This is a genomic window from Acidovorax cavernicola, assembly GCF_003581445.1.
The window spans coordinates 1-20386 of the sequence record NZ_QXMN01000067.1 but is presented as its reverse complement, the minus strand read 5'-3'; the positions used below and the strand labels follow the sequence as shown (position 1 = coordinate 20386).

At 65.7% G+C, this 20386-nt stretch carries 18 protein-coding genes; 14 read left to right on the top strand and 4 right to left on the bottom strand.

Annotated elements, in window-relative coordinates; all coding sequences use genetic code 11:
• The 6 genes from D3H34_RS29620 to D3H34_RS29595 form a co-directional block, all read left to right on the top strand.
• On the top strand, nucleotides 1-869 hold an 869-nt coding region (locus tag D3H34_RS29620; RefSeq protein WP_147400510.1), incomplete at its 5' end, for a type VI secretion system Vgr family protein.
• A gap of 1 nt (nucleotide 870) precedes the next feature.
• The gene (locus D3H34_RS29615; protein ID WP_167481298.1) at nucleotides 871-1956 is read left to right on the top strand and encodes a DUF4123 domain-containing protein; all 1086 of its coding nucleotides are present in this window, start codon (nucleotides 871-873) and stop codon (nucleotides 1954-1956) included.
• Nucleotides 1957-1959: 3 nt separating this feature from the next.
• Complete coding sequence (locus D3H34_RS29610; RefSeq protein ID WP_119558283.1) at nucleotides 1960-5106, top strand: metallophosphoesterase; 3147 nt, start codon at nucleotides 1960-1962, stop codon at nucleotides 5104-5106.
• 9 nt (nucleotides 5107-5115) lie between these two features.
• Nucleotides 5116-6348, top strand: coding sequence for a pentapeptide repeat-containing protein (locus tag D3H34_RS34070; protein ID WP_147400509.1), 1233 nt, complete (start codon nucleotides 5116-5118; stop codon nucleotides 6346-6348).
• Nucleotides 6349-6531: 183 nt separating this feature from the next.
• A complete protein-coding gene (locus D3H34_RS29600) occupies nucleotides 6532-7017 on the top strand; it encodes a RidA family protein (protein ID WP_119558279.1) in 486 nt (161 codons plus the stop codon).
• Nucleotides 7014-7490, top strand: coding sequence for a GNAT family N-acetyltransferase (locus D3H34_RS29595; protein ID WP_119558277.1), 477 nt, complete (start codon nucleotides 7014-7016; stop codon nucleotides 7488-7490). The genes D3H34_RS29600 and D3H34_RS29595 overlap by 4 nt, the downstream gene beginning before the upstream one ends.
• A gap of 19 nt (nucleotides 7491-7509) precedes the next feature.
• On the opposite strand, the gene D3H34_RS29590 is transcribed toward D3H34_RS29595, so the two are convergent.
• The gene (locus D3H34_RS29590; RefSeq protein ID WP_286186440.1) at nucleotides 7510-8931 is read right to left on the bottom strand and encodes a sensor histidine kinase; all 1422 of its coding nucleotides are present in this window, start codon (nucleotides 8929-8931) and stop codon (nucleotides 7510-7512) included.
• A gap of 16 nt (nucleotides 8932-8947) precedes the next feature.
• Nucleotides 8948-9637, bottom strand: coding sequence for a response regulator transcription factor (locus D3H34_RS29585; protein WP_119558275.1), 690 nt, complete (start codon nucleotides 9635-9637; stop codon nucleotides 8948-8950).
• Between the two features lie 113 nt (nucleotides 9638-9750).
• On the opposite strand from D3H34_RS29585, the gene D3H34_RS29580 reads away from it, so the two are divergent.
• From D3H34_RS29580 to D3H34_RS29565, 4 genes are all read left to right on the top strand, one after another.
• Nucleotides 9751-10632, top strand: coding sequence for an alpha/beta hydrolase (locus D3H34_RS29580; RefSeq protein WP_119558273.1), 882 nt, complete (start codon nucleotides 9751-9753; stop codon nucleotides 10630-10632).
• A gap of 31 nt (nucleotides 10633-10663) precedes the next feature.
• Nucleotides 10664-10948, top strand: coding sequence for a phosphopantetheine-binding protein (locus D3H34_RS29575; RefSeq protein WP_119558271.1), 285 nt, complete (start codon nucleotides 10664-10666; stop codon nucleotides 10946-10948).
• Nucleotides 10945-12237, top strand: coding sequence for a beta-ketoacyl-[acyl-carrier-protein] synthase family protein (locus D3H34_RS29570; protein ID WP_119558269.1), 1293 nt, complete (start codon nucleotides 10945-10947; stop codon nucleotides 12235-12237). Before D3H34_RS29575 ends, D3H34_RS29570 begins: the two co-directional genes overlap by 4 nt.
• A gap of 75 nt (nucleotides 12238-12312) precedes the next feature.
• The gene (locus D3H34_RS29565) at nucleotides 12313-12801 is read left to right on the top strand and encodes a GNAT family N-acetyltransferase (protein ID WP_286186436.1); all 489 of its coding nucleotides are present in this window, start codon (nucleotides 12313-12315) and stop codon (nucleotides 12799-12801) included.
• 12 nt (nucleotides 12802-12813) lie between these two features.
• Here D3H34_RS29565 and D3H34_RS29560 read toward each other — a convergent pair whose 3' ends face one another.
• A complete protein-coding gene (locus D3H34_RS29560; RefSeq protein ID WP_119558267.1) occupies nucleotides 12814-15081 on the bottom strand; it encodes a heavy metal translocating P-type ATPase in 2268 nt (755 codons plus the stop codon).
• Between the two features lie 170 nt (nucleotides 15082-15251).
• On the opposite strand from D3H34_RS29560, the gene D3H34_RS29555 reads away from it, so the two are divergent.
• From D3H34_RS29555 to D3H34_RS29545, 3 genes are all read left to right on the top strand, one after another.
• A complete protein-coding gene (locus D3H34_RS29555; protein WP_119558265.1) occupies nucleotides 15252-15446 on the top strand; it encodes a heavy-metal-associated domain-containing protein in 195 nt (64 codons plus the stop codon).
• Complete coding sequence (gene cueR / locus D3H34_RS29550; RefSeq protein WP_119558263.1) at nucleotides 15443-15856, top strand: Cu(I)-responsive transcriptional regulator; 414 nt, start codon at nucleotides 15443-15445, stop codon at nucleotides 15854-15856. The genes D3H34_RS29555 and cueR overlap by 4 nt, the downstream gene beginning before the upstream one ends.
• Nucleotides 15857-16150: 294 nt before the next feature.
• Nucleotides 16151-18343, top strand: a complete 2193-nt coding sequence (locus D3H34_RS29545; protein WP_119558261.1) for a TonB-dependent siderophore receptor — start codon at nucleotides 16151-16153, stop codon at nucleotides 18341-18343.
• 34 nt (nucleotides 18344-18377) lie between these two features.
• Here the strand turns inward: D3H34_RS29545 and D3H34_RS29540 are convergent, their stop codons facing one another.
• Nucleotides 18378-19337 carry a YcjF family protein gene (locus D3H34_RS29540; RefSeq protein WP_119558259.1) on the bottom strand — a complete coding sequence of 320 codons (960 nt, stop codon included), beginning with the start codon at nucleotides 19335-19337 and terminating at the stop codon, nucleotides 18378-18380.
• A gap of 569 nt (nucleotides 19338-19906) precedes the next feature.
• Here D3H34_RS29540 and D3H34_RS29535 point away from each other — a divergent pair.
• A partial coding sequence (locus D3H34_RS29535) for a response regulator (RefSeq protein WP_119558287.1) occupies nucleotides 19907-20386 on the top strand: 480 nt, incomplete at its 3' end.

The following is a 20386-nucleotide window of genomic DNA, read 5'->3' as shown; positions in this document are numbered from 1 at the left end:
TGAGCCTGGGGGCGATCACGCGCATCGAGGACAACTCGGGCAGGAAAGATTCGAGAGGCGAGGGCTTCGAGTTGAGGACTGACGGGCATGGGGTGCTGCGGGCTCAGGACGGCATGCTCATCACCACAGAAGGCCGCCCCGATGCCGCTCGCCACGCCAAAGACATGGGCGAAACCATCCAGCGCCTGACGAGTGCACGCGACCAGATCGAAGGCCTGGCCGAAGCGGCCCGCACGGCCGAGGCCCAGGACGGCAACGACGACCAGTCCACCGTCGCCCAAGCCATCAAGCAGCAGAACGAAGACCTCCGAGGCCACGGCGCCCCATCGACCGACGGGCGCTTCCCCGAATTGGCCGCACCGCATCTCGTACTGGCCAGCCCCGCAGGCATTGCGGCCACCGCCGCGACGCATCTGCATGCACACACCGGCGCGCACATCCAGCTCACCAGCGCCGGCCACACCTCCCTGAGCGCCGCCCAGCGCATCCTCGCCAGCGTGGCGGAAGGCATGCGCATCTTCACGCTCAAGAGCGGCATCAAGGCCTTCGCGTCGCAAGGCGACATCCGCGTCGAAGCCCAAAGCGGCGCCATCGAAGCCACCGCCTTGAAAGACATCGACATCGTGAGCACCGAGGACACGGTCTACATCACGGCAAAGAAGAAGGTCACGATCAACGGCGGCACCAGCTTCAGCGAATGGAGCGAAGGCGGCATCCGGCACGGCACCCTGGGGACATGGATCGAACATGCCGCGATGCATGGGACGCCGGGGCCGGACAAGAACCCCGGGCCCACGGCGCAGGCGGTGTGCTGGGAGTGCATGCAACGCGCCACGCGTCGCGCAACAGCCGCCGCGCCGCGGGTGTGACATGGCGAACGACCACACGCCAGCACCACCCGACATTGCGCACGCCGCACGAGACAGATTCGATGCGGTGCGGCATCGAACCCTGTCGGCGCAGATCGAGCGATGGCTCTGCGCCGAAAGCAAGACGATCTCGTCTTCCGCGCCCCTGCGCCACTACGCGCTCGTCAGTGCGGGGCAATGCGAAGACGGCGCGGTCGCCCACTTGGTCACCATGCAGGAACTCGCCAGCGAGCGCTTGTTCATGCAGACCCCCGAAGCCGAGCTGGCTGACATCGGCCCCTGGCTCCTCGAGATGCCGGCCTCGCCTTCCGCATCGCTGCGCCACGCGCTCGCGCATCAGGCTGCGGCCGAAGCGCTCACGCTGATGGCCAGTCCGCTGCGCCTGCAGAGGCTGTCCGAGCACCTCCGCGGATTCCTTTCCGGCACCTTGCCCGATGGATCGTCCGTCCTGCTTCGCTACTTTGATCCGCGCATCGGCTTCGACATGCTCATGCACTGGCCGGAAGCCGTACAACGGAAATTCATCGGCCCGCTCGCCTGGTGGGCAGGCTGGGACGGTGACCTTCGCGTCCGACGCGTCAACGGCGCGGCAGACGCAACGATCGCGATGTCGACCGACGAGATCGAACTCACGGCCGATTGGGTCCAGTCCATGGACAAGGTAGGGGAAGCGAATCTCATCGTTGCCCTGCTCTGCGAAGAATTGGAAGCATCGAACCCCACCACAGCGAGGCTGCTCGCACAGATGCATCCATTGCTTCGCAGGCAGATCGCGCAGGCCGCACTGGCATTCGCCCGCCGGGCAGGGCTGACAGGTTGGGAGAACAAGGCGCTCGCGTGCCGACATGCGCTGCTCAAGCATGCTCGCTTCTACGCACACCCTGGCTTCATCGAAGCCTTGTCGAGTGCACACCCACCCCTGGCTCTCCGTGATGTTCTGCCGCGCACGCCGTTGGCCGTGCAGCAAGACTGGGCACACGACCGCGAGGCCACGCTGGCCCGTCTTTGCGACGAGCAATCGAACGCCCTTCTGTCCTCCTTCGACACGACGGTCAACGACTTCGTGTCCGAGACCAAGACCTCCTGACCCATGGCAAACGAACCCAAGACCGGTGCATCGGTGTGCGACTGCGGCGATCCGGCGCAGCAAGTGGCCGTGATTCTCTACCCCAACCTCGGCACACCGATGTTGATCGCCCCCAGCCAGAAAAAGTGCAGCCTCTTCATCGCCACAGCGACGCTAGGCGTGGCCAATGGTGCCGGCCGAAGGGCCACACAGGACCAGCGCGCGACGGTCATTCCCATGAATGGCGATGAAGAGCAGAGTGCTGCAAAGATCGTGACTCGTCATTTGCGCCTTGTCGGCATGAAGGGCGCCAAGCCCGCAGCGGATATCCGCGTCGGCGGGCTGACCGGCGACGGCGCCGACTGCTCCACGGCCAAGGCTGCCATCAAGGTCTGGCAGGTCGGCAAGTTCGAGGCCGGGGCTTTCATCTACAACCAGAAGGGCGAGATCTTCGCCACCCTCAGCCCACAGGCGGTGGCCGCCTACAGCGCTTCAGGCTTCGCGGGGGGTCACATCTACGAGGTGGAACTCGACATCGACAAGCTGGCCGTTCAGCCCGCAACCGACAGCTTCAAGAGCTTCGCCTGGATGGTCGAGCCCACCCCGCAGCAAAAAGAACGCTTGCCCACGTTGTGCGCAACGAGCGTCGTGCATTCGCAGGACCTGCTGGTCGAGTCCTTCCTCGCCGCGCAGGTCAACGACCCGCGACACCGGCATCAGCTTGCCAACACAGGCAATGCGCCCAAGGGGAAGGAGACCCTCCTGATGGAATACGACGTCGCACAAACAGCGCAGAAGGCTCGCTCACTGGTCCTCGATGACACCCAGCGCCTGGCGGCATGGCATCCCGTCATCCGATTGACCGGCAGCGGGCCATTGAGGCTCGGGCACTTGAGCGACGTTCATATCAACGTACGGCACAACGCGCTGGCCAAATCACCCGCGCGCATCATCGAAGACAGCGCCAGCTTCAGCGGGCCTGCGGTGGGCACACGCGTGTGCAACAGCTTCAACGCGCTCAAGGAACTCTTCGACAAGATCGGTGCCAGCAGAAAGCCGGACACCGTTTTGCTCTTCACCGGCGACCTGATCGACTTCAACCGCAACATCGATCCCCGGCAGGTCGGAGACAGCATCGGCGAGCAATGGAAGAAGTTCAACGTGCTGAACCACTTCAACACGCCAGGCCTGTATCCGCGCGGGCAAGACGACATGCTCGCGTTCAGTCTCGTGCGCTACGCCTACAACGAACTCAAGCTGCCCGTGTTCATGACCAGCGGCAATCATGAGGCATACACCGTGCCCTACGGCATCAGCCCGCGCATCAACGACTGGGGTGGCGCCATGGGCGTGCTCGAAGACACCACCGACACACTCGATGCCAACAGCTGGGGAAGGGAGCGCGTCTTCCGCCCCAACACAACCGTCAACACGCGAATGGGGCCGTGGTCGGTCAGTCAGATCGGGGTCCAGGCAGAAGCCGGACGGATTGTGGTCAACAGCAACAAGAACCTGAACATTCGCGACCTGGAAGCCACCTACAGAGACTTCGACAGCGCGAGCAAGTGGCACAACAACAAGGCCAACGAAGGCATCTCGGCCGACCACAACATGAGCATCTACGAGGCCACGTTGGCGTACGGCCCCACCTATGCACAGGCCCTGACCGGCAACAACTACAGGACCGATAACTATGACTGGTTCTACACGCTCTTCACACCGCTCGAAGACGTACTGATCACTCTGGGTGTCGAGCCCGATCGTCCCGGCCCCGCCACTCAAGTGATCGCTGCACTGGGCTGGGGGCAAGGGGAGAACTTCAAGAACCTCACCGTGAGCGGTGTGGCGATCACCACCACCGACCGGCAGGGGACCGGCATCCTGCCCCGCGCAACCGAGTCCTTCAGCAAGAAGCAGCTGCAGTTGCTGAGCCAGGCCCAAAGCCACAAGCGCGCCAGCCCGAGCGCCAGCCTCACGGTGGCGACGCATTTCACCATCATCAACTACGACGAGCCGCTGCCCTACTCGGCCGCTCCTGAGCAAGCGCGCTTCATTCCATCGAGCAGCCCATTGGGCGCCCCCCTTCGCGGGCAACCCGGCTTCAACCACGTCAACACCGGCACGTGCGAGATCAACCAGGATGTCTATTTCGATCGCTTCGTGTGCGTCGATGGTGACGGCACAGGCAAGGCAACCCCCGAGACCGCCGTGGATTGGCACTTCAGTGGCCACAGCCATCGCAGCGGCGTCTACAACGTCGCATGGTGCCAGCCGTCCAGCGGCGCCCGCATGATCCAGGTCAGCAGCGCCGTAGACCCTGGCATCCGCAATGAAACGGTGAAGATACCTGCACGCCAGCGCACACGCTTCATCGTCAGCAGCAGCGGCGGTCCGATCGGCAAACAGAACCTCGACAGGGAACTCGACAGCTGGACCTTGCGTCCGCCCTCGGGCACGCTCCTGGACCCTGTGACGGGCGTCATTGCCCAGGTCAAGACGCAACGCTCAAGCAGGAGCGTCGGCGCGCCGCTGAATGAAAAACCGCGCCTTGCGGTGGCACTCGACTACATGGCCGTGATGAGCAGGCATCCCGAGAAGAACATCGCACCTCCGCTGGAATTCGAGCCCACACGACTTGTGCAGGCGAACTGGAACATGCCGCTAAGGCTCAGCGCCACGATGGCCAAGCTGGCGTGCATTGAGGGAATCAGATTCTGGGTGTTTGAAGGGGGCAAAGATGCAGTAGGCGACTCCATCAAGCGATGGCATGTCCTCGAATCGATCTTCACCTCGAACGCAAGAATCCCGTCGATCACATTCAAAGCCGAAGACCATGCCGTACTAACGAAGGCACTGGGAGGCGGAGCCATCACAGAGCAGGCTTTCTGCGAGGTGCGGCTCAAACAACCCAAGGTCGGCAAAGACGATTGGAGCAAGGACATGGATTGCACCGATCCTTGGATGTTTCCGCTGGAAATCGGGGTGTTCGGGTTGGGCATCAAAGGCGGGGGGATGGACTTTGGGGTCACAGGCTCATCGACGTGGTTCTTTCGCAGGCCTGAGAAAGAGCGAGGGGAAGTGCCCGATTGGAAGTTTCTCTCGACAAACTACAAGAGTAAAGGCTACATCCCCGCACTGGAAGCCATCACCGGCAAGAAGCAGAAGTCGTAGGAGAGCAGTATGGACATCCAACGGCGCTCGGTCCTGCGCATCTCCGTATCTTTCGCGGCAAGCACTGCACTCACCAATGGATTCGCCATGAGAAAAAACAACGCACGCACATTGGGTAGGAAATTCAACCATCTTCGTGATCCAGAACTACGCGCCAAAGAAGCAGGAGACACGCTGCTTGAAATTCGCGGCGTGGAGTTGAGTGGTGCTGCATTTGAGAATGTCTTGTGGCGCAAGATCAGATTCATCGATTGCGACTTCATCGGGGCGTACGAAATCAAGGCCGACATGGAGACCGTTGTATTTGAAGATTGTCGTTTCGCTGGAATATTCAATTTCGGCACCTTGACGAATGTCGATTTCCTTCGTTGCAGGGCGAAAGCGAGCGCAGTCGTCGTAGGTGGCGTCGGGAGCAAAGGTGTCAGATTCTTGGACTGCACCTTCATCGGCACGGAGTCTGATCCCAACCGTTGGGGCGGCATGGGCTCATACGGAGAGACCGAATTCGTACGCTGCAAGATGCGGTGGACGAACGTGGTCAGCGAAACCAGACACACCATCATCGATTGCGAATTCAGCGACGTCGATTGCGGTGTCAGCGAAGATGGAGGTGGCTCCGAGATGCTGATCGAAAGGTCAAAGCTGATCGGAAAGTTCGACATGAGGCCAGCGACCTTGCTATCGCTCACCATCCGCGACACCGTGCTTGAGAACCTGGATCTCTCGAATGCCACAGTCAAGGGCGATGTCCTGATGGAGCGAGTCAAAGGCGGCTACATCAACGCCTATGTCAAGGAAGCAAAAAGCTTGATCGTGCGCAACAGCCAAATCTACGGCAAAGGCAAGAAGACCTTCGAAGCGTATGCGGGAGGCATACATCTCATCGAGATCGACAGCGTCATCTTCGGTGGCGATGTCTCCACCGAGCCCGTCACGATTGCGGGTGGCACCGGTGCCGACTTGAACAATGTGCGTGCCCGCGTCAACGACAGCATCATCATCCGCAAGAGCAAGGTGCCGCATTTGCGCACACGCCACATCCATACATCGTTGTACCAGTTGCAAGATTGCGAACTGGACAGCCTCGATCTCTCCAACAGCCGCATCGCCAAGATGGCGATCAGCGGCAACACGATCAGCCGTTCGGTGGATTTCACCAACACGCGGGTCAAAGAAAGCAAGGTTCAGGCTCTCGCCAAAGGCCAGGCCAAGCTCGACGGCTCCAATGTCAAGGCTCATTGACAGAACAAGAGCAACGCTGCGCGATCGAACGCTCCTTCGCCCTTGAACGGTGAAGTCAGTGGCTCAAATCGCGAGCATGAGCCTCGCGACCGCCACGGTGGTGCACCACGCAGGCCAATTTGTCACCCTGCCCGTCCGCGCGTACGCTCGGTGCCTCTCCATCAGGCACCTCCAGCCACCGCCATGCCTCACATCACCGATCGCCTCACTGCACTCGGCCTCGTCCTTCCCCCGACCGTCACTCCACCACCCGGCGTAGTGCTCCCCTTCCAGTTCGTCCGCATCATCGGCCGACGCGCGATCATCTCCGGCCACGGCCCGCTCAATGCCGATGGCGGCATCGCCGCGCCGCTCGGCAAGCTCGGTGCTGAATTGACGGTCGAGCAGGGCTACACCGCCGCGCGGCTCACCGGCCTCGCGATGCTCGGCAGCCTGCAGCGTGCGCTCGGGGACCTGGACCGCATCACGGCATGGACGCGCGTGTTCGGCATGGTCGCTTCGGCGCCTGGCTTTCACCAGCAGCCGGCGGTGATCAACGGGTTCTCTGACCTGATCCTCGAACTCTTCGGCCCCGAGGTTGGTGCGCACGCGCGCAGTGCCGTGGGGATGGCGGAGCTGCCCTTTGGCATTCCGGTGGAAATCGAGGGCGAGGTCGAGTTCGACGCATGAGCGCGGACGCCAAGCGATGGACCTTGCGCCGCGCGACCCCTGCTGACGTGGCGGCCGTCACCGCGTGTGCCGTCGAGGCCTTTCGCACCTACATCCCGCGCCTGGGCCTCACGCCGAGGCCGATGACGCGCGACTACGCCCACGCCATCGCACACCTGCAGGTGTGGGTGGCCGAGGGACATGAGCAACGGATCGGCGCGGCGCTGCTGCTCGATCTCACCGACGAAGGCTTCCTCATCGACGTGATCGCCGTTCACCCCGACCACCAGGGCAGCGGCGCAGGGCGCGCGTTGCTCGAACTGGCCGAGCGCGAGGCGCTGCGGCAGGGCCATGCGTCGATCTACCTGTTCACCAACGAGAAGATGAGCGAGAACCTCGCGCTCTACCAGCGCATCGGTTATGTCGAATACCGGCGCGAATCGCTCGACGGCCGCACGCGGGTCTATCTGCGCAAGCCACTGACGAGCGCGTGAGCCGTCACGTCGGGTCGCCTCACGGCACCTGTGCGTCGTCCCCGAAGCTCACGCTCACACGCAGGCCGGTAGGCTCCGCCGCATCGAGCCGCAGCTCGGCCCCCAACAACTCGGCATAGCGCGCCACGATCGACAGCCCCAGCCCCGCGCCCTGCCCCATCTTCTGGCCCGCAGGCCCCTGGGCCCAGCGCTGCATCAGGTCGCGCTGCGCTTCGAGCGGAATGCCGGGTCCGTCGTCGATCACGCTCAGCGTGCGGCCCGCGAGTTCGACGGTGATGGTGTGGCCGCCGTAGCGCAATGCGTTGTCGATGAGGTTGTCGAGGATGCCCTCGACCAGCGCCTCGTTCGCAAGCACCGTGACGCTGTCGTCGAGGCCGCGTGCGCCCAGGTCGACGCCGCGCGCATCGGCACGCGCCAGGTGGCGCAGCACGGTCTGCTCGGCCAGTGCATCCAGCGCCACCGGCGTGCGCTGCAGGTCGGTGCGCGCCTCGTCGGCCAGCGCCAGCGCAAGGAGCTGGTCGATCAGGTGGCTGGCGCGCGCCTGGCGTTCCGACACACGCGTCAGTTGCTCGCGCCACACCTCGGTGTCGTGCTGTGCGAGCCCGTACTCAGCCAATGCGCGGATGCCTGCGAGCGGCGTGCGCAGTTCATGCGCGACGTTGCCCACGAACTCGCGTTGGGCCCGCACGCTGTAGCGCAGCCGGTCGAACAGCGCATTCACTGCATCGCCCAGGCGCTGCAGCTCCTTCGATGTCTGCGCCACGGCCACGGGCGAAAGGTCGCGCACATCGCGGGTGTCGAGCGCGCGCTGCAGCTCGCCGAGCGGACGCAGGTCGCGTCGGATGCCGTGCCAGAGCCACACGGCCAGCAGCGCCAGCAGCAGCACCTGCGGCGCCATGGCGTAGAACAGCAGCCGCTGCACCAGCGCCGCGCGGCTCAGCGTGGTCTGCGCCACGATCACGCGGTAGGGCATGTGCAGGTCGGGCTCGGCGTCGTGGTCGAGCACGACGGCACGCAGCACCTGGCCTTGGTAGTCGATGTCGGAGAAGCGGTAGCGCGAGCCTTCGCCGGGCAGCGGCGCTTTCAGCTCCTTGTTCCCGGAGATGATCGTGCCGTCGAGCCGCTGCACCGAGAAGTAGACCTTGTCGATCTGGTCGAACAGCACGGTCGCCACTTCGCGCGGCGTCAGCAGCAGCTCGATGCCGCGTTCACCGGCTTGCACGTTGGCCGACAGCGCATAGGCGTCATCGAGCATGCCGCGGTCGAAGGCCTGCTCTGAAAAGTAATTGGCGATGACCAGCGCGATCACCGCACCCGCCATCCAGGTCAGCGCCAGCGGCACCAGCACGTTGCGCAGCACCCGCCGCGTGAGCGAAGGTGCCACGCGTGCCACGGATGCAGCGGGCGCAACCGGTGCGACCGGCGGAACGGCCTCGCTCACAGGCGGTCTCCCGGTCTCACACCTCGGCTTCGAGGAGATAGCCGATGCCGCGCAGCGTGCGGATGCCCGCGCCGGAGCCGAGCAGCTTCTTGCGCAGGCGCGAGATGAAAGCCTCGAGCGCGTTGTCGCCCAGCGATTCGTCGAAGCCCGAGAGCTTGTCCGACAGCGCCCGCTTGCTCACCGTGCGGCCCGGCGGACTCATGAGCTCCCACAGCACCTCGAACTCGCGCGCCGGCAGATCGAGCGGCGCATTCGCAACCGCAAAGCGCCGCGCCTTGCGGTCGAGCTTGAGCTGGCCGAGCACCACGAGGTCTTCGGTGCCCTTGGCGCGCCGCACGAGGGCGCGCAGCCGCGCTTCGACCTCAGCGAGATCAAAGGGCTTGCCCAGATAGTCGTCGGCGCCCGCGTCGAGCCCGGCGATGCGCTCTTCGGTGCGGCCACGCGCCGTGAGCACGAGCACCGGCGTGCGATCGCCGCGTGCACGCGCCTGCCGCAACGCGGTGAGGCCGCTCGCAAGACCACTGGTTGGGCTGGCGGTGGCGGGCAGGTTGAGGTCGAGCAGCACGGCATCGAAGGGCTGCACGCGCCACAGGTGGTCGGCGTCCTCGACGTTGGTCGACACGTCGACCCGGTGACCCGCATCGGCGAGGCTGCGCAGCATCACGTCGCGCAACACGGTGTCATCTTCCACAAGCAGGATTCGCATGGTGAGTGAATGAGTGGGTGGATTCTGTTGGTCTGCCCTGGCGATGGACGCGTCAGCGGCCGGTCAGTCGCTCCCCGCGATAAACGCGACATGAGCATACGACACACCTCCCGATGAGTGCACGCGATCCCTCCGATCCCTTGAGCCTGGTGTCCCCCGCCGTGCAACGCACCGCGGTGGTTCTTCTGCATGGTTTATGCAGCACACCTGACGAGTTGCTGACCGTGCAATCGACCCTGCAGCGCCACGGGTATGCAGTGCAGCCGCTGTGCATCCCGGGCTACTCGTTCGACGTCGCGGCGCCGCTGCAGCAGGCCGTGCCTTTCGAGCGCTGGCTCGACACCCTCGAAGCGCACGTGAAGACGCTGCGACTCACGCACGATCGCGTGATGCTGGTCGGCATCTCCGCCGGCGCTTCGCTGGCACTGGGCGGCGCGATCCGCTGCGGCCGCGATGTGGATGCGCTGGTGCTCATGTCGACCACGCTGCGCTTCGACGGCTGGGCCGTGCCGCGCACGCGCTTCCTGCTGCCGCTGGCCTATTACACGCCGCTGGGCCGCTTCTGGCAGTACCGCGAACGCCCACCCTACGGCGTGAAGAACGAGCGCGTGCGCACCTGGATCGAGCGCGAGTTGCGTCATCGCCAGGTCTCGCGCGCCGGCAGCGCGGTGATCGGCGTGAGCCACCTGCGCGAGCACGACCGGCTGATCCGCCACGTGCGGCGCCGGCTGAACGACGTGCAGTGCGAACAGGTGCTGGCGCTGCATGCGCGCGAGGACGAGGTGGCCAGCCTGTCGAACCTCGACCTGCTCGTGCGCGGACTTCGCTGCGCCGCGCTGCGCACCGTGGTCGTGAACAACAGCTACCACATGATCACCATCGACAACGACCGCCAGCAGGTGGTGCGCGAGACCCTCGCCTTCGCCGAGACCGTGGCCCACGGCCCGGTGCCCGAACCCGTGTTCCGCGCCCGCGGACCCGTTCTCCACGCCTGAGACTTCACGTCTGAAAGAAAGGAACCCGTCCATGTCTTCCTCTCCCACCTTCAACAGCATCGCCACCATCCTCGAGACCGACTTCCGCGTGGCACGCACGAACATCGCGCCGGCCACCGCGCTGTCCGACCTCGGTCTCGATTCGCTCGCGCTCATGGAGTTCGTCTTCGCCGTGGAAGACGCCTTCCACCTGCGCATTCCCGAAGACCGGCTCGACCCGCGCGAAGCAGGCATCACGCTGCAACGGCTGTGCGAGGTGATCGATGCCGAGAACGAAGCGGCGACGCACGCGGAACCGGTGGGAGCGCCCGCATGAGCAGCGGCACGGCCCACGCCGTGCTCGCGGCCACCGCCACGGCCCACACCGCTTCCGCACCCGTGCATGTGAGCGGCCTTGGCTTCGTCACACCGCTCGGGCGCAGCGTTGAAGCGTTCGACGATGCGCTGTTCGCCGGCCGCTCCGCGGTGCGCGCACAGACGCTGGAGATCCCGGGCATGGACCCGATGTCGATCGCCGCCGCCACCTGCGACTTCGATGCCGGCGGTGTGCGCAGCGCCTCGCGCCTGCCGCTCGACCGTGGCACCGCGATGGCCCTGGCCGCCGCACAGGACGCAGCGGCCGACGCCGGTCTCGACCTCGACACGCTCGATCGCGACCGCCTCGGCGTCTTCTGGGGCAGCGGCCTGGCCGGCGCCGGCACCTTCGACGCCACCACGCGCGCGCTCTACGGCGAACAGCGCCGCATGCGCCCCACCACCGTGCTCACCGTGATGCCCAATGCCGCAGTCGCCGAGCTGGCGCTGCACTTCGGTGCGCGCGGCGCGGCGCTGGCGTATGCCTGCGCCTGTGCTTCATCGGCTGTGGCCATCGGCGAAGCCATGCGCGCCATCCGTGGCGGCTGGATCGACGTCGCCATCGTCGGCGGTCACGATGCGATGCTCACGCCCGGCGTGATGGCCAGCTGGCACGCGATGCGCGTGATGGCGCCACCGCCGGCCGACGCACCGGCGTCCGCCTGCCGTCCGTTCTCGGCCGACCGTGCAGGCTTCGCCATCGGCGAAGGTGCGGCGGCGCTGGTGCTCGAATCGGAAGCGCACGCGCGAGCGCGCGGCGCCGGTGCAAAGCCCTTCGTGCTCAGCGGCTATGCGAGCAACTGCGACGGCACGCACATCACCAACCCCGACCCGGCCGGCCAGGTGCGCGCCATGCGTGCGGCACTGCGCGACGCCGGGCTCACGCCTTCGGACATCGGCCACATCAACGCCCACGGCACCGCCACCAGCGCCGGCGATGCCGCCGAGGCTGCATCGATCGGCGAGCTGTTCGGCCACGGCGCACCGGTCAGCGCGACCAAGGCGATCCATGGCCATGTGCTCGGCGGCGGCGGCGCCATCGAACTCGTGGCCGCACTGCGCACGCTGGCCCGCGAAACCCTGCCACCCATCGCCCACCTGCAGACGCCGGATGCCGCGTTCAGCGGCGTCGACTTCGTGCGCGGCACCGCGCGCGAGGCACGGGGGCTGCGCCACGTGCTGTCGAATTCATTCGCCTTCGGCGGCACCAATGCGGTGATCGTGGCCAGCCGGCGCTTCCCGGAAGGCTGAGCTTCGGGGAAGGAAGCCACGCAGCATGGCCTTGCTATGCTCCGCCGCATTCCAGGCCCCCAGAAGAAGCGCGACATGCCCCTGCACCGCCCCGCCGCCCCCTCGGACTTCGACGCCGTTTTCGACCTCTACATGCACGAGCGGGTCGTACCCTACCTGGGCTACGACCCGATGCCGCGCGACGACTTCCGCGCGGTGTTCCAGGGCCTGCTCGACGGCGGCGGCTTCTTCATCTTCGAGGTCGATGGGCAGCTTGCGGGCTTCTATCGCGTCACACGCTACCCGGGTCGTGCACAGCATGTGGCGAGCCTGGGCACGCTCGCCGTCGATCCTTCCTTGCATGGCCGCGGCATCGCGCAGACCATGGTGACCGACGTGCTCGCGCGGCTGAAGTCCGAAGGCGTTCGCCGCGTCGAGCTGATGGCCGAGAGCGACAACGCCACGGCCCTGCGTTTCTATGCCCGGCTGGGCTTCGTGCAGGAAGGCACGCTGCGCCAGTTCTACCGCCGGGCCGGCGAAGCGGACTTCGTCGACGAGCACGTGATGGCGCTGCTGTTCGACTGATTCGCTGTCGGGTCAGTGTTGTTGCTGCTGGTGCTTCGGCTTCCAGCGCCGCAGCAACAGCGCATTGGCCATCACACTCACGCTCGACAGCGCCATCGCCGCGCCAGCCACCACAGGACTCAGCAGACCGAAGGCCGCGAGCGGGATGCCGGCCACGTTGTAGGCGAAGGCCCAGAACAGGTTCTGCCGGATCTTCGCCACCGTGCGGCCCGAGAGCTCGAGCGCTTCGGCCACGAGGGCAAGATCACCGCGCATCAACGTGATGCCGGCGGCTTCCATCGCCACGTCGGTGCCGCCGCCCGAAGGCGCCATCGCGATGCCCACGTCGGCGGCTGCCAGTGCCGGCGCATCGTTGGCACCGTCGCCGACCATCGCGACCACGTGACCGTTCTTGCGCAACGCGCTCACCTGCTCGGCCTTGTCGGCGGGCAGCACGTCGGCGCGCACGTCCTCGGCCGGAATGCCCAGCCGTGCCGCCATGGCCTGCGCGGCGCGCAGGTTGTCGCCCGAGATCATCACCACGCGCAGGCCGCGCGCACGCAGCGTGCGGATCGCCTCGGCCGCCTGCGGCTTCGGTTCGTCGGCGAAGGCCAGCAAGGCCTGCACATGGGCTGAGCCCGCATCGTCGAAACGCAGCAGCGCGGAGACCGTGGCGCCTTGCGATTGCAGGCGTTCGATGTCGGCTTCGGCCGGCATCGCATCGAGCTCGCGGCACCAGCGCAGGCTGGCAATAGCCCAGGTCGCGCCGTTCACCTCGCCGCGCACGCCACGCCCCGGCATCGCCTGCATCGCACCGAGCGGTGGCGCCTGCACGCCACGTTCGGCGGCGGCCGTCAGCACGGCGCGTGCGAGCGGATGCTCGCTGCCGCCTTGCAGGCTGGCGGCCGTGGCGAGCAGATCGTTTTCGTTCGCCAGCGCGCCGGCCGCGGGCAGCAGCGCCGTGAGCACGGGACGGCCCACAGTCAGCGTGCCAGTCTTATCGAAAGCGACGGTATCAACGCGGTGCGCAATTTCCAGTGCCCGCGCGTCCTTGATGAGGATGCCGTGCTTCGCGGCCACGCCCGTGCCCGCCATCACCGCCACCGGCGTCGCAAGACCCAGCGCACACGGACAGGCGATGACCAGCACCGCCACTGCGTGGATCAGCGCAGTCTCGACGCCGGCGCCCGCGAACATCCAACCGCCGAAGGTGAGCAGTGCGATCACCAGCACCACCGGCACGAACACGGCCGCCACCTGGTCGACCATGCGCTGGATCGGCGCCTTCGCGGCCTGCGCGTCTTCCACCAGGCGGATGATCCGCGCCAGCACGCTCTCGGCGCCGACGGCGCGCACCTCGATCACCATGCGGCCGTCGCCGTTCACCGCGCCGCCGGTCAGGGCGTCGCCGGGGTTCTTCGCCACGGGCAGGGGCTCGCCGGTGAGCATGGATTCGTCCACCTCGGACTGCCCTTCGAGCACGCGCGCATCGGCCGGCACGCGCTCGCCGGGACGCACGGCGAGCCGGTCGCCGACCATCACCTCGGCCAGCGGCACATCGCTTTCCTTGCCACGTGCGTCGATCAGGTGCGCCACTTCGGGCCGCAGCTGCTGCAACGCGCGGATCGCCGAGGTCGCCTGGCGCTTGGCACGTGCCTCGAGCCACTTGCCCAGCAGCACCAGCGTGATCACCACCGCCGAGGCTTCGAAGTACAGGTGCGGCACCATGCCGTGCCCCGCATGCTCGCCGGTGGCGGCGCGCCACCACAGCCACAGCGACAGGCCGTAGGCCGCACTGGTGCCCAACGCCACCAGCAGGTCCATGTTGCCGGTGAGCGCCTTGGCCGCGTGCCAGCCGGCGCGGTAGAAACGTGCGCCGAGCCAGAACTGCACTGGCGTCGCCAGCAGCAGCTGCACCCAGGGCGGCAGCATCCAGCTCTGGCCGATGAGGTCGCCGAGCATCGGCGCCATCAGCGGGATCGACAGCGCCAGGCCGATGGCCACGGGACCGAAGCCGTGCCAGGGCGACAGCGCGGCTGCCTCGTCCTGCGCTGCACTCTCGGCGCGCGGCTCGTAGCCGGCGGCACGCACGGCGCGGCGCAGGCGCAAGGCCATGTCCTCGCCGCCGGTGGCCACGATGCGGGCCGACTCGGTCGCGAGATTGACGCTCACGTTCTGCACGCCGGGCACGTTCTTGAGCGCGCGCTCCACGCGCATCACGCACGAGGCGCAGGTCATGCCGCCGACCGAGAGGTCCAGCGTGGCGGCGGCCGCGGAGGGTTGAGGCTGAATGTGTTCCATGGTCCCGAGGCTAAAGCCTCACACCATGGCAAGGTCAAGCATTGGTTCTTCAAAGCCCTTGGCTGGACGTTGACATCGTGAGAGGGTTGAAACTGGCGTTGTCCCCGATTCGGGTGTTCAATCCCTTCAGACTTCATTCAATCATTCATTTCCCACGAGGAGCAACGACGATGAGCCAGAAATTCCAGGTCTCCGGCATGAGCTGCGGCCACTGCGTGAACGCGGTGCAGGACGCCGTGCAGACGGTCGATCCGCATGCGCAGGTCACGGTCGATCTCGAAACCGGCCATGTGGACGTGTTGAGCCAGCAGCCGCGCCAGGACATCGTGGCCGCGATCGAGAACGCCGGCTACACGGTTCAATGAGCACGGCCAGCGGCCGTCAGGTCGCCATCGGTGAAGCCGCGCGGTTGTCTGGCGTGTCGGCGCGCATGGTCCGGCACTACGAAGGCCTGGGCCTGCTGCCGGCGGTAGCACGCACCGAGAGCGGCTACCGCCAGTACAACGACGCCGACATCCACACGCTGCGTTTCATCAAGCGCTCGCGCGATCTCGGGTTCTCGATGGAGGAAATCGCCGAACTGGTCGGTCTGTGGCACAACCGCCGCCGCGCCAGCTCAAGCGTGAAACGCATCGCCGAAAAACACCTCGGTGAACTGGAACAGCGCATCGCCGACATGCAATCGATGCGCAGCACGCTCGCGCACCTCGTGCATTGCTGCCACGGCGACGCGCGGCCCGACTGCCCGATCCTCGACGACCTGAGCAAGGTCTGAGCACCGCCGCCTGACGGCGGTGCTTCCGACCCGGGGGTTCAAATCCCCCGCCCTTCACACGACAGCAAACACCCGCCTGCCTCCGAAAAGAGGAGGAAATTGGGCGGGCGCGGCCTGTGTTGCCTGTCGCCAACGAGAACTAAATATTTCCTATTCTTTATAAATGCAAATCATTATCATTTATTGTTAACCCCGGATTCGTGACAAATTTCGCTCTTCGCACTGAGGGATGTGCGCTGGCGGCAAGGCCGGACCCGGGTCTTCCAACAGCGTTTTTCCAGCAGGACATACAACATGAAGAGGGTCAAGAAGTCGTTCCATTCCGCGCCAGCCCGCGGCCAGCTCACGCAGCTGAGCCTGTGCATCGCGATGGCCATGCCGCTGCTTGCCACGGCGCAGGAATCCAGGGACACCCTGCCCGCCGTCACGGTCGAGGCCACAGGGCAAAGTGAAACCACCGAAGGCACCGGCGCCTACACGACAGGCGCCTCGAAGACGGCCACGCCGCTGAGCATGAGCCTGCGCGAAACGCCGCAGTCCGTGACGGTCGTGACCCAGCAGCGCATCGAGGACCAGGGCTTCCAGACCATCACCGACGTCATCAACAACACGACCGGCGTGTCGGTCAACCAGTACGAAACCAGCCGGGGCCAGTTCACCGCGCGCGGCTTCGACATCAACTCCCTGCTGATCGACGGCGTGCCCACCACCTGGGAACAGCCCTGGAGTTCGGGCGAGATCTTCACCAGCCTGGCCACCTACGACCGCGTGGAAGTGGTGCGCGGCGCCACGGGTCTCACGACCGGCGCGGGCGACCCGTCGGCCGCCATCAACCTGGTGCGCAAGCGCGCCACCAGCAAGGTGTTCACGGGCAACGTGGAACTGGACGTCGGCAGCTGGAAGCAGCGCCGCGCGATGGTCGACCTGTCGACGCCGCTGAACGCGGCGAAGACGGTGCGCGCCCGCGTGGTCGGCGAGGTCTCCGAGGGCGACAGCTACATCCGCGGCCTGAGCAAGGACAACAGCACGCTCTTCGCCACCGTCGAGGCCGACCTGGGCAGCCGCACGCTGCTGACCGCGGGCCTGAGCCGCCAGAAATTCGACACCAAGGGCCCGATGTGGGGCGGCCTGCCGGTCTGGTACAGCGAAGGCATCCGCACCGACTGGGACCGCTCCAAATCGAGCGCTGCCGACTGGACGCGCTGGAATACGGTCTACCAGACCTACTTCACCTCGCTGGAGCACCGCTTCGACAACGACTGGAAGCTCAAGCTCAGCTACAACCGCGGCAACCGCAAGGCCGACTCCTACCTGCTGTACCTCTCGGGCGCGCCGAGCCTGGTGTCGGGCCTGGGCATGTCGACCTTCGCCGCCTCGTACAACGTGCACACGCGGCAGGACGACTTCAGCGCGCAGGCCAACGGCGTGGTCAAGTTGTTCGGGCGCGAGCATGAACTGGCCTTCGGCTACGTGAACTCTAGGCAGAAGTTCAGCGCCTACGACCGTTCGGCCACGCCGTCGTTCGGCATGGCCAGCGACTTCAACAACTGGAGCGGTGCCTCGGTCGAACCGGTGTGGGGCGCGCCCAGCTACTACGGCAAGAGCGTCACCCAGCAGGACGCGGTGTACGGCGCAGGCCGCTTCAACATCACCGACGCCCTGAAGCTGATCGCCGGCGCACGCGCCACCAACTACCAGCGCAGCGGCGACGACATCTACAGCAACCCCTACAAGCTGAAGTACAACAGCGAAGTGACGCCGTACGCCGGCCTCGTCTTCGACCTCAGCAAGGAGCTGTCGCTGTACGCGAGCTACACCGACATCTTCCAGCCGCAGAACGCGCGCGACATCCGCGGCGACTACATCGAGCCGATCAAGGGCCGCAGCTTCGAAACCGGCCTGAAGGGCGAGTTCCTGGACGGCAAGCTCCAGGCCTCCGCCGCCGTCTTCCACATCAAGCAGAAGAACCTGGCCGTGGCCACGACCGACCGGCTCACCGGCCTGGGCGGCCTGCCCGAAACGGTGTACCGCGCCTCCGACGGCGCCACCAGCAAGGGCTTCGAAATGGAAGTGACGGGCGAGCTGGCCCGCGGCTGGAACCTGAGCGCCGGCTACACGCAGTTCACGCTGAAGGATTCGACCGGCGACGACGTGAACACCATCTACCCGCGCAAGCTGCTGCGCGTGTTCACCACCTACCGCCTGCCGGGTGCCCTCAACGGCCTGACCCTGGGCGGCGGCGTGAGCTGGCAGGGCCGCACCTACACGAACGCGCTCGATCCGCTGGGCGTGACCCAGAAGATCGAACAGGGCGCCTACGCCCTGGTCAACCTGATGGCGCGCTACGAGTTCACGCCGCAGCTGTCGGCCCAGCTCAACCTGAACAACGTGACGAACAAGAAGTACTACGGCATGTTCGACGCGTACAGCCAGATCACCTACGCCGCCCCGCGCAGCGCGAACCTGACGGTGAAGTACAAGTTCTGATCCGGCGCCCCTGAAGACGCCGGGGCCGCAAGGCTCAGGCGCGCTTCACCAGCGACAGGACCTGGCTCGCATCCAGCGTGCGGGCCCGTTCCTTGATCGCCGGCAGGTACTGCGTCTGCAGGCCCTGCCCTTCCTTCACCACGTTCGAGAACGCGTCCTTCAGCATCTGCGTGGAGAGCGTGCGGCCGCCCCCGTAGTAGCGCTTGGCCACGTGGCCCAGCGCATAGGTCGACGCGAAGCTCATGCCCGAACTCACGGCCTGCTTGCCGAGGCCGCCCAGCAGGCCGCCGCCGACCTTGCCCAGCAAGCCGCCCAGCAGCTTGCGCCCGGCCTGCTCCAGGTACTGCGAGGTCAGTCCCACGCCCACGGTGGCCAGGAAATCCTTGATGTGGCCGGTGTCCAGCTGGTAGCCATGCGCCTGCCCGATGCGGTAGACCAGCTTCATCTGCAGCGGAATGATCGCCATGGTCGACAGCGTCTCGGGCAGCAGCTCGAGCGCGCCGTTGAGGATGGAGGCATTGAGGATCGCGCGGTCCAGCTCGGTGCTGTCGGGCGCCTGCGGTGCAGCCGGGGTTGACGCCGTTGCACCCGCTGCGCCAGTCGCCGCGACGGCCGCAGGCACGGCCGCGGCCATGTCTTCCGCCTGCTGCGAGAACTGCGCCGCCGAGGCGTCCAGCCCGAGCGAGCTGCGCACGTCCATCAGGAACAGCCGCTCCGGTTCCGACTGCACGCCGTCGGCGTCGCACATGCACACCGCCATCTCGTAGGCCAGCTGCCGCGACTCGGCGCTTTTCAGCTCGCCCGCCACCGAGGCCAGCGACACCCGCTTCATGAGCACGTCCTGGTAGATCGTGGGCAGGTTCACGCCGTCGGCCTGCGACAGGCCCTCGGCGATGCGCTTGATCTCGGCGCGCTCGCGTTCGTGCTTCTCGCCGTCCACGAAAGCCGCCAGCAGGCTCAGGGTGACGATCGCCTTTGTTTCAGAAGGTGTCATGTTCGAGATTTTTCGTCATGTGAAGGAGCGGATTGGGTCCGCCCGGGGCCCGAAGGTTCCTCTTCGCGTTCTCCCCACAAAGCTGGGGCAACTCTGTGGATAACCTCCGCACTGCTCTGTAGGGGTTTCGCAAGTCGTTGATTTTCCATGGGAATCTACAACCTGCCTAAATAACGGGCAATGAATTTCTTGCCCCGAAAACCGCCTTTCGCAGAAATCCGGAAGGCTGTCAAAGGACAACTCTGGGGAGAGTTTTTGCACAAGCCATCGGTTATCCACAGGGCCGGCGGGTTACCCCATGTTGTCCAAGTTGCGGGTACATCACGAAAGCGCGGGTGCGCACAGTGACACGGGCATGACAAGTCGTTGTCACATCACGGAAAAAGCGACCTTTCCACAGAAGGGCGCGACCCTTATCTACTACTACTAATTTGAATAAGAAGAATAAGAAGACAGGAAGAGGAAAAGCCGCGCCCGAAAAAAAAGCCGCGAAAGGCCGCGCCGGTCCCCCGGCGCCTCGGACGAAAAGTCGGGCCCGGGTCGTCCGTGGCCCTCGCTAACATCGCCGGATGAGCTTCAAACCCCGGATCCTGATTGCCGAAGACGAATCGGGCATCGCCGACACGCTGCAATACGTCTTGAGCAGCGACGGCTTCCAGCCGGTCTGGTGCGCCACGGCCGAAGAAGCCATCGCGCAGTTCGCGCAGGAACGCCCCGCGCTCGCCATCCTGGACATCGGTTTGCCCGACCTGAACGGCTTCGAACTCTTCAAACGCCTCCAGGCGCTGAACCAGTCGATGGGCGGCCCGGAGGTCCCGATGGTGTTCTTGACGGCCCGCAGCGACGAAATAGACCGCGTGGTGGGCCTCGAACTGGGTGCAGACGACTACATTGCCAAGCCGTTTTCCCCTCGGGAACTGGTCGCCCGCGTGCGAACCATCCTGCGGCGCAGTGCCAGAAACGGCTCAGGAAGCCCGCCAGTCGCTGCAGCGCCGATTCATGGGGTCCCCCCTCAAAATTCGCCTACGACGCCCCCAGCGACCCCACAG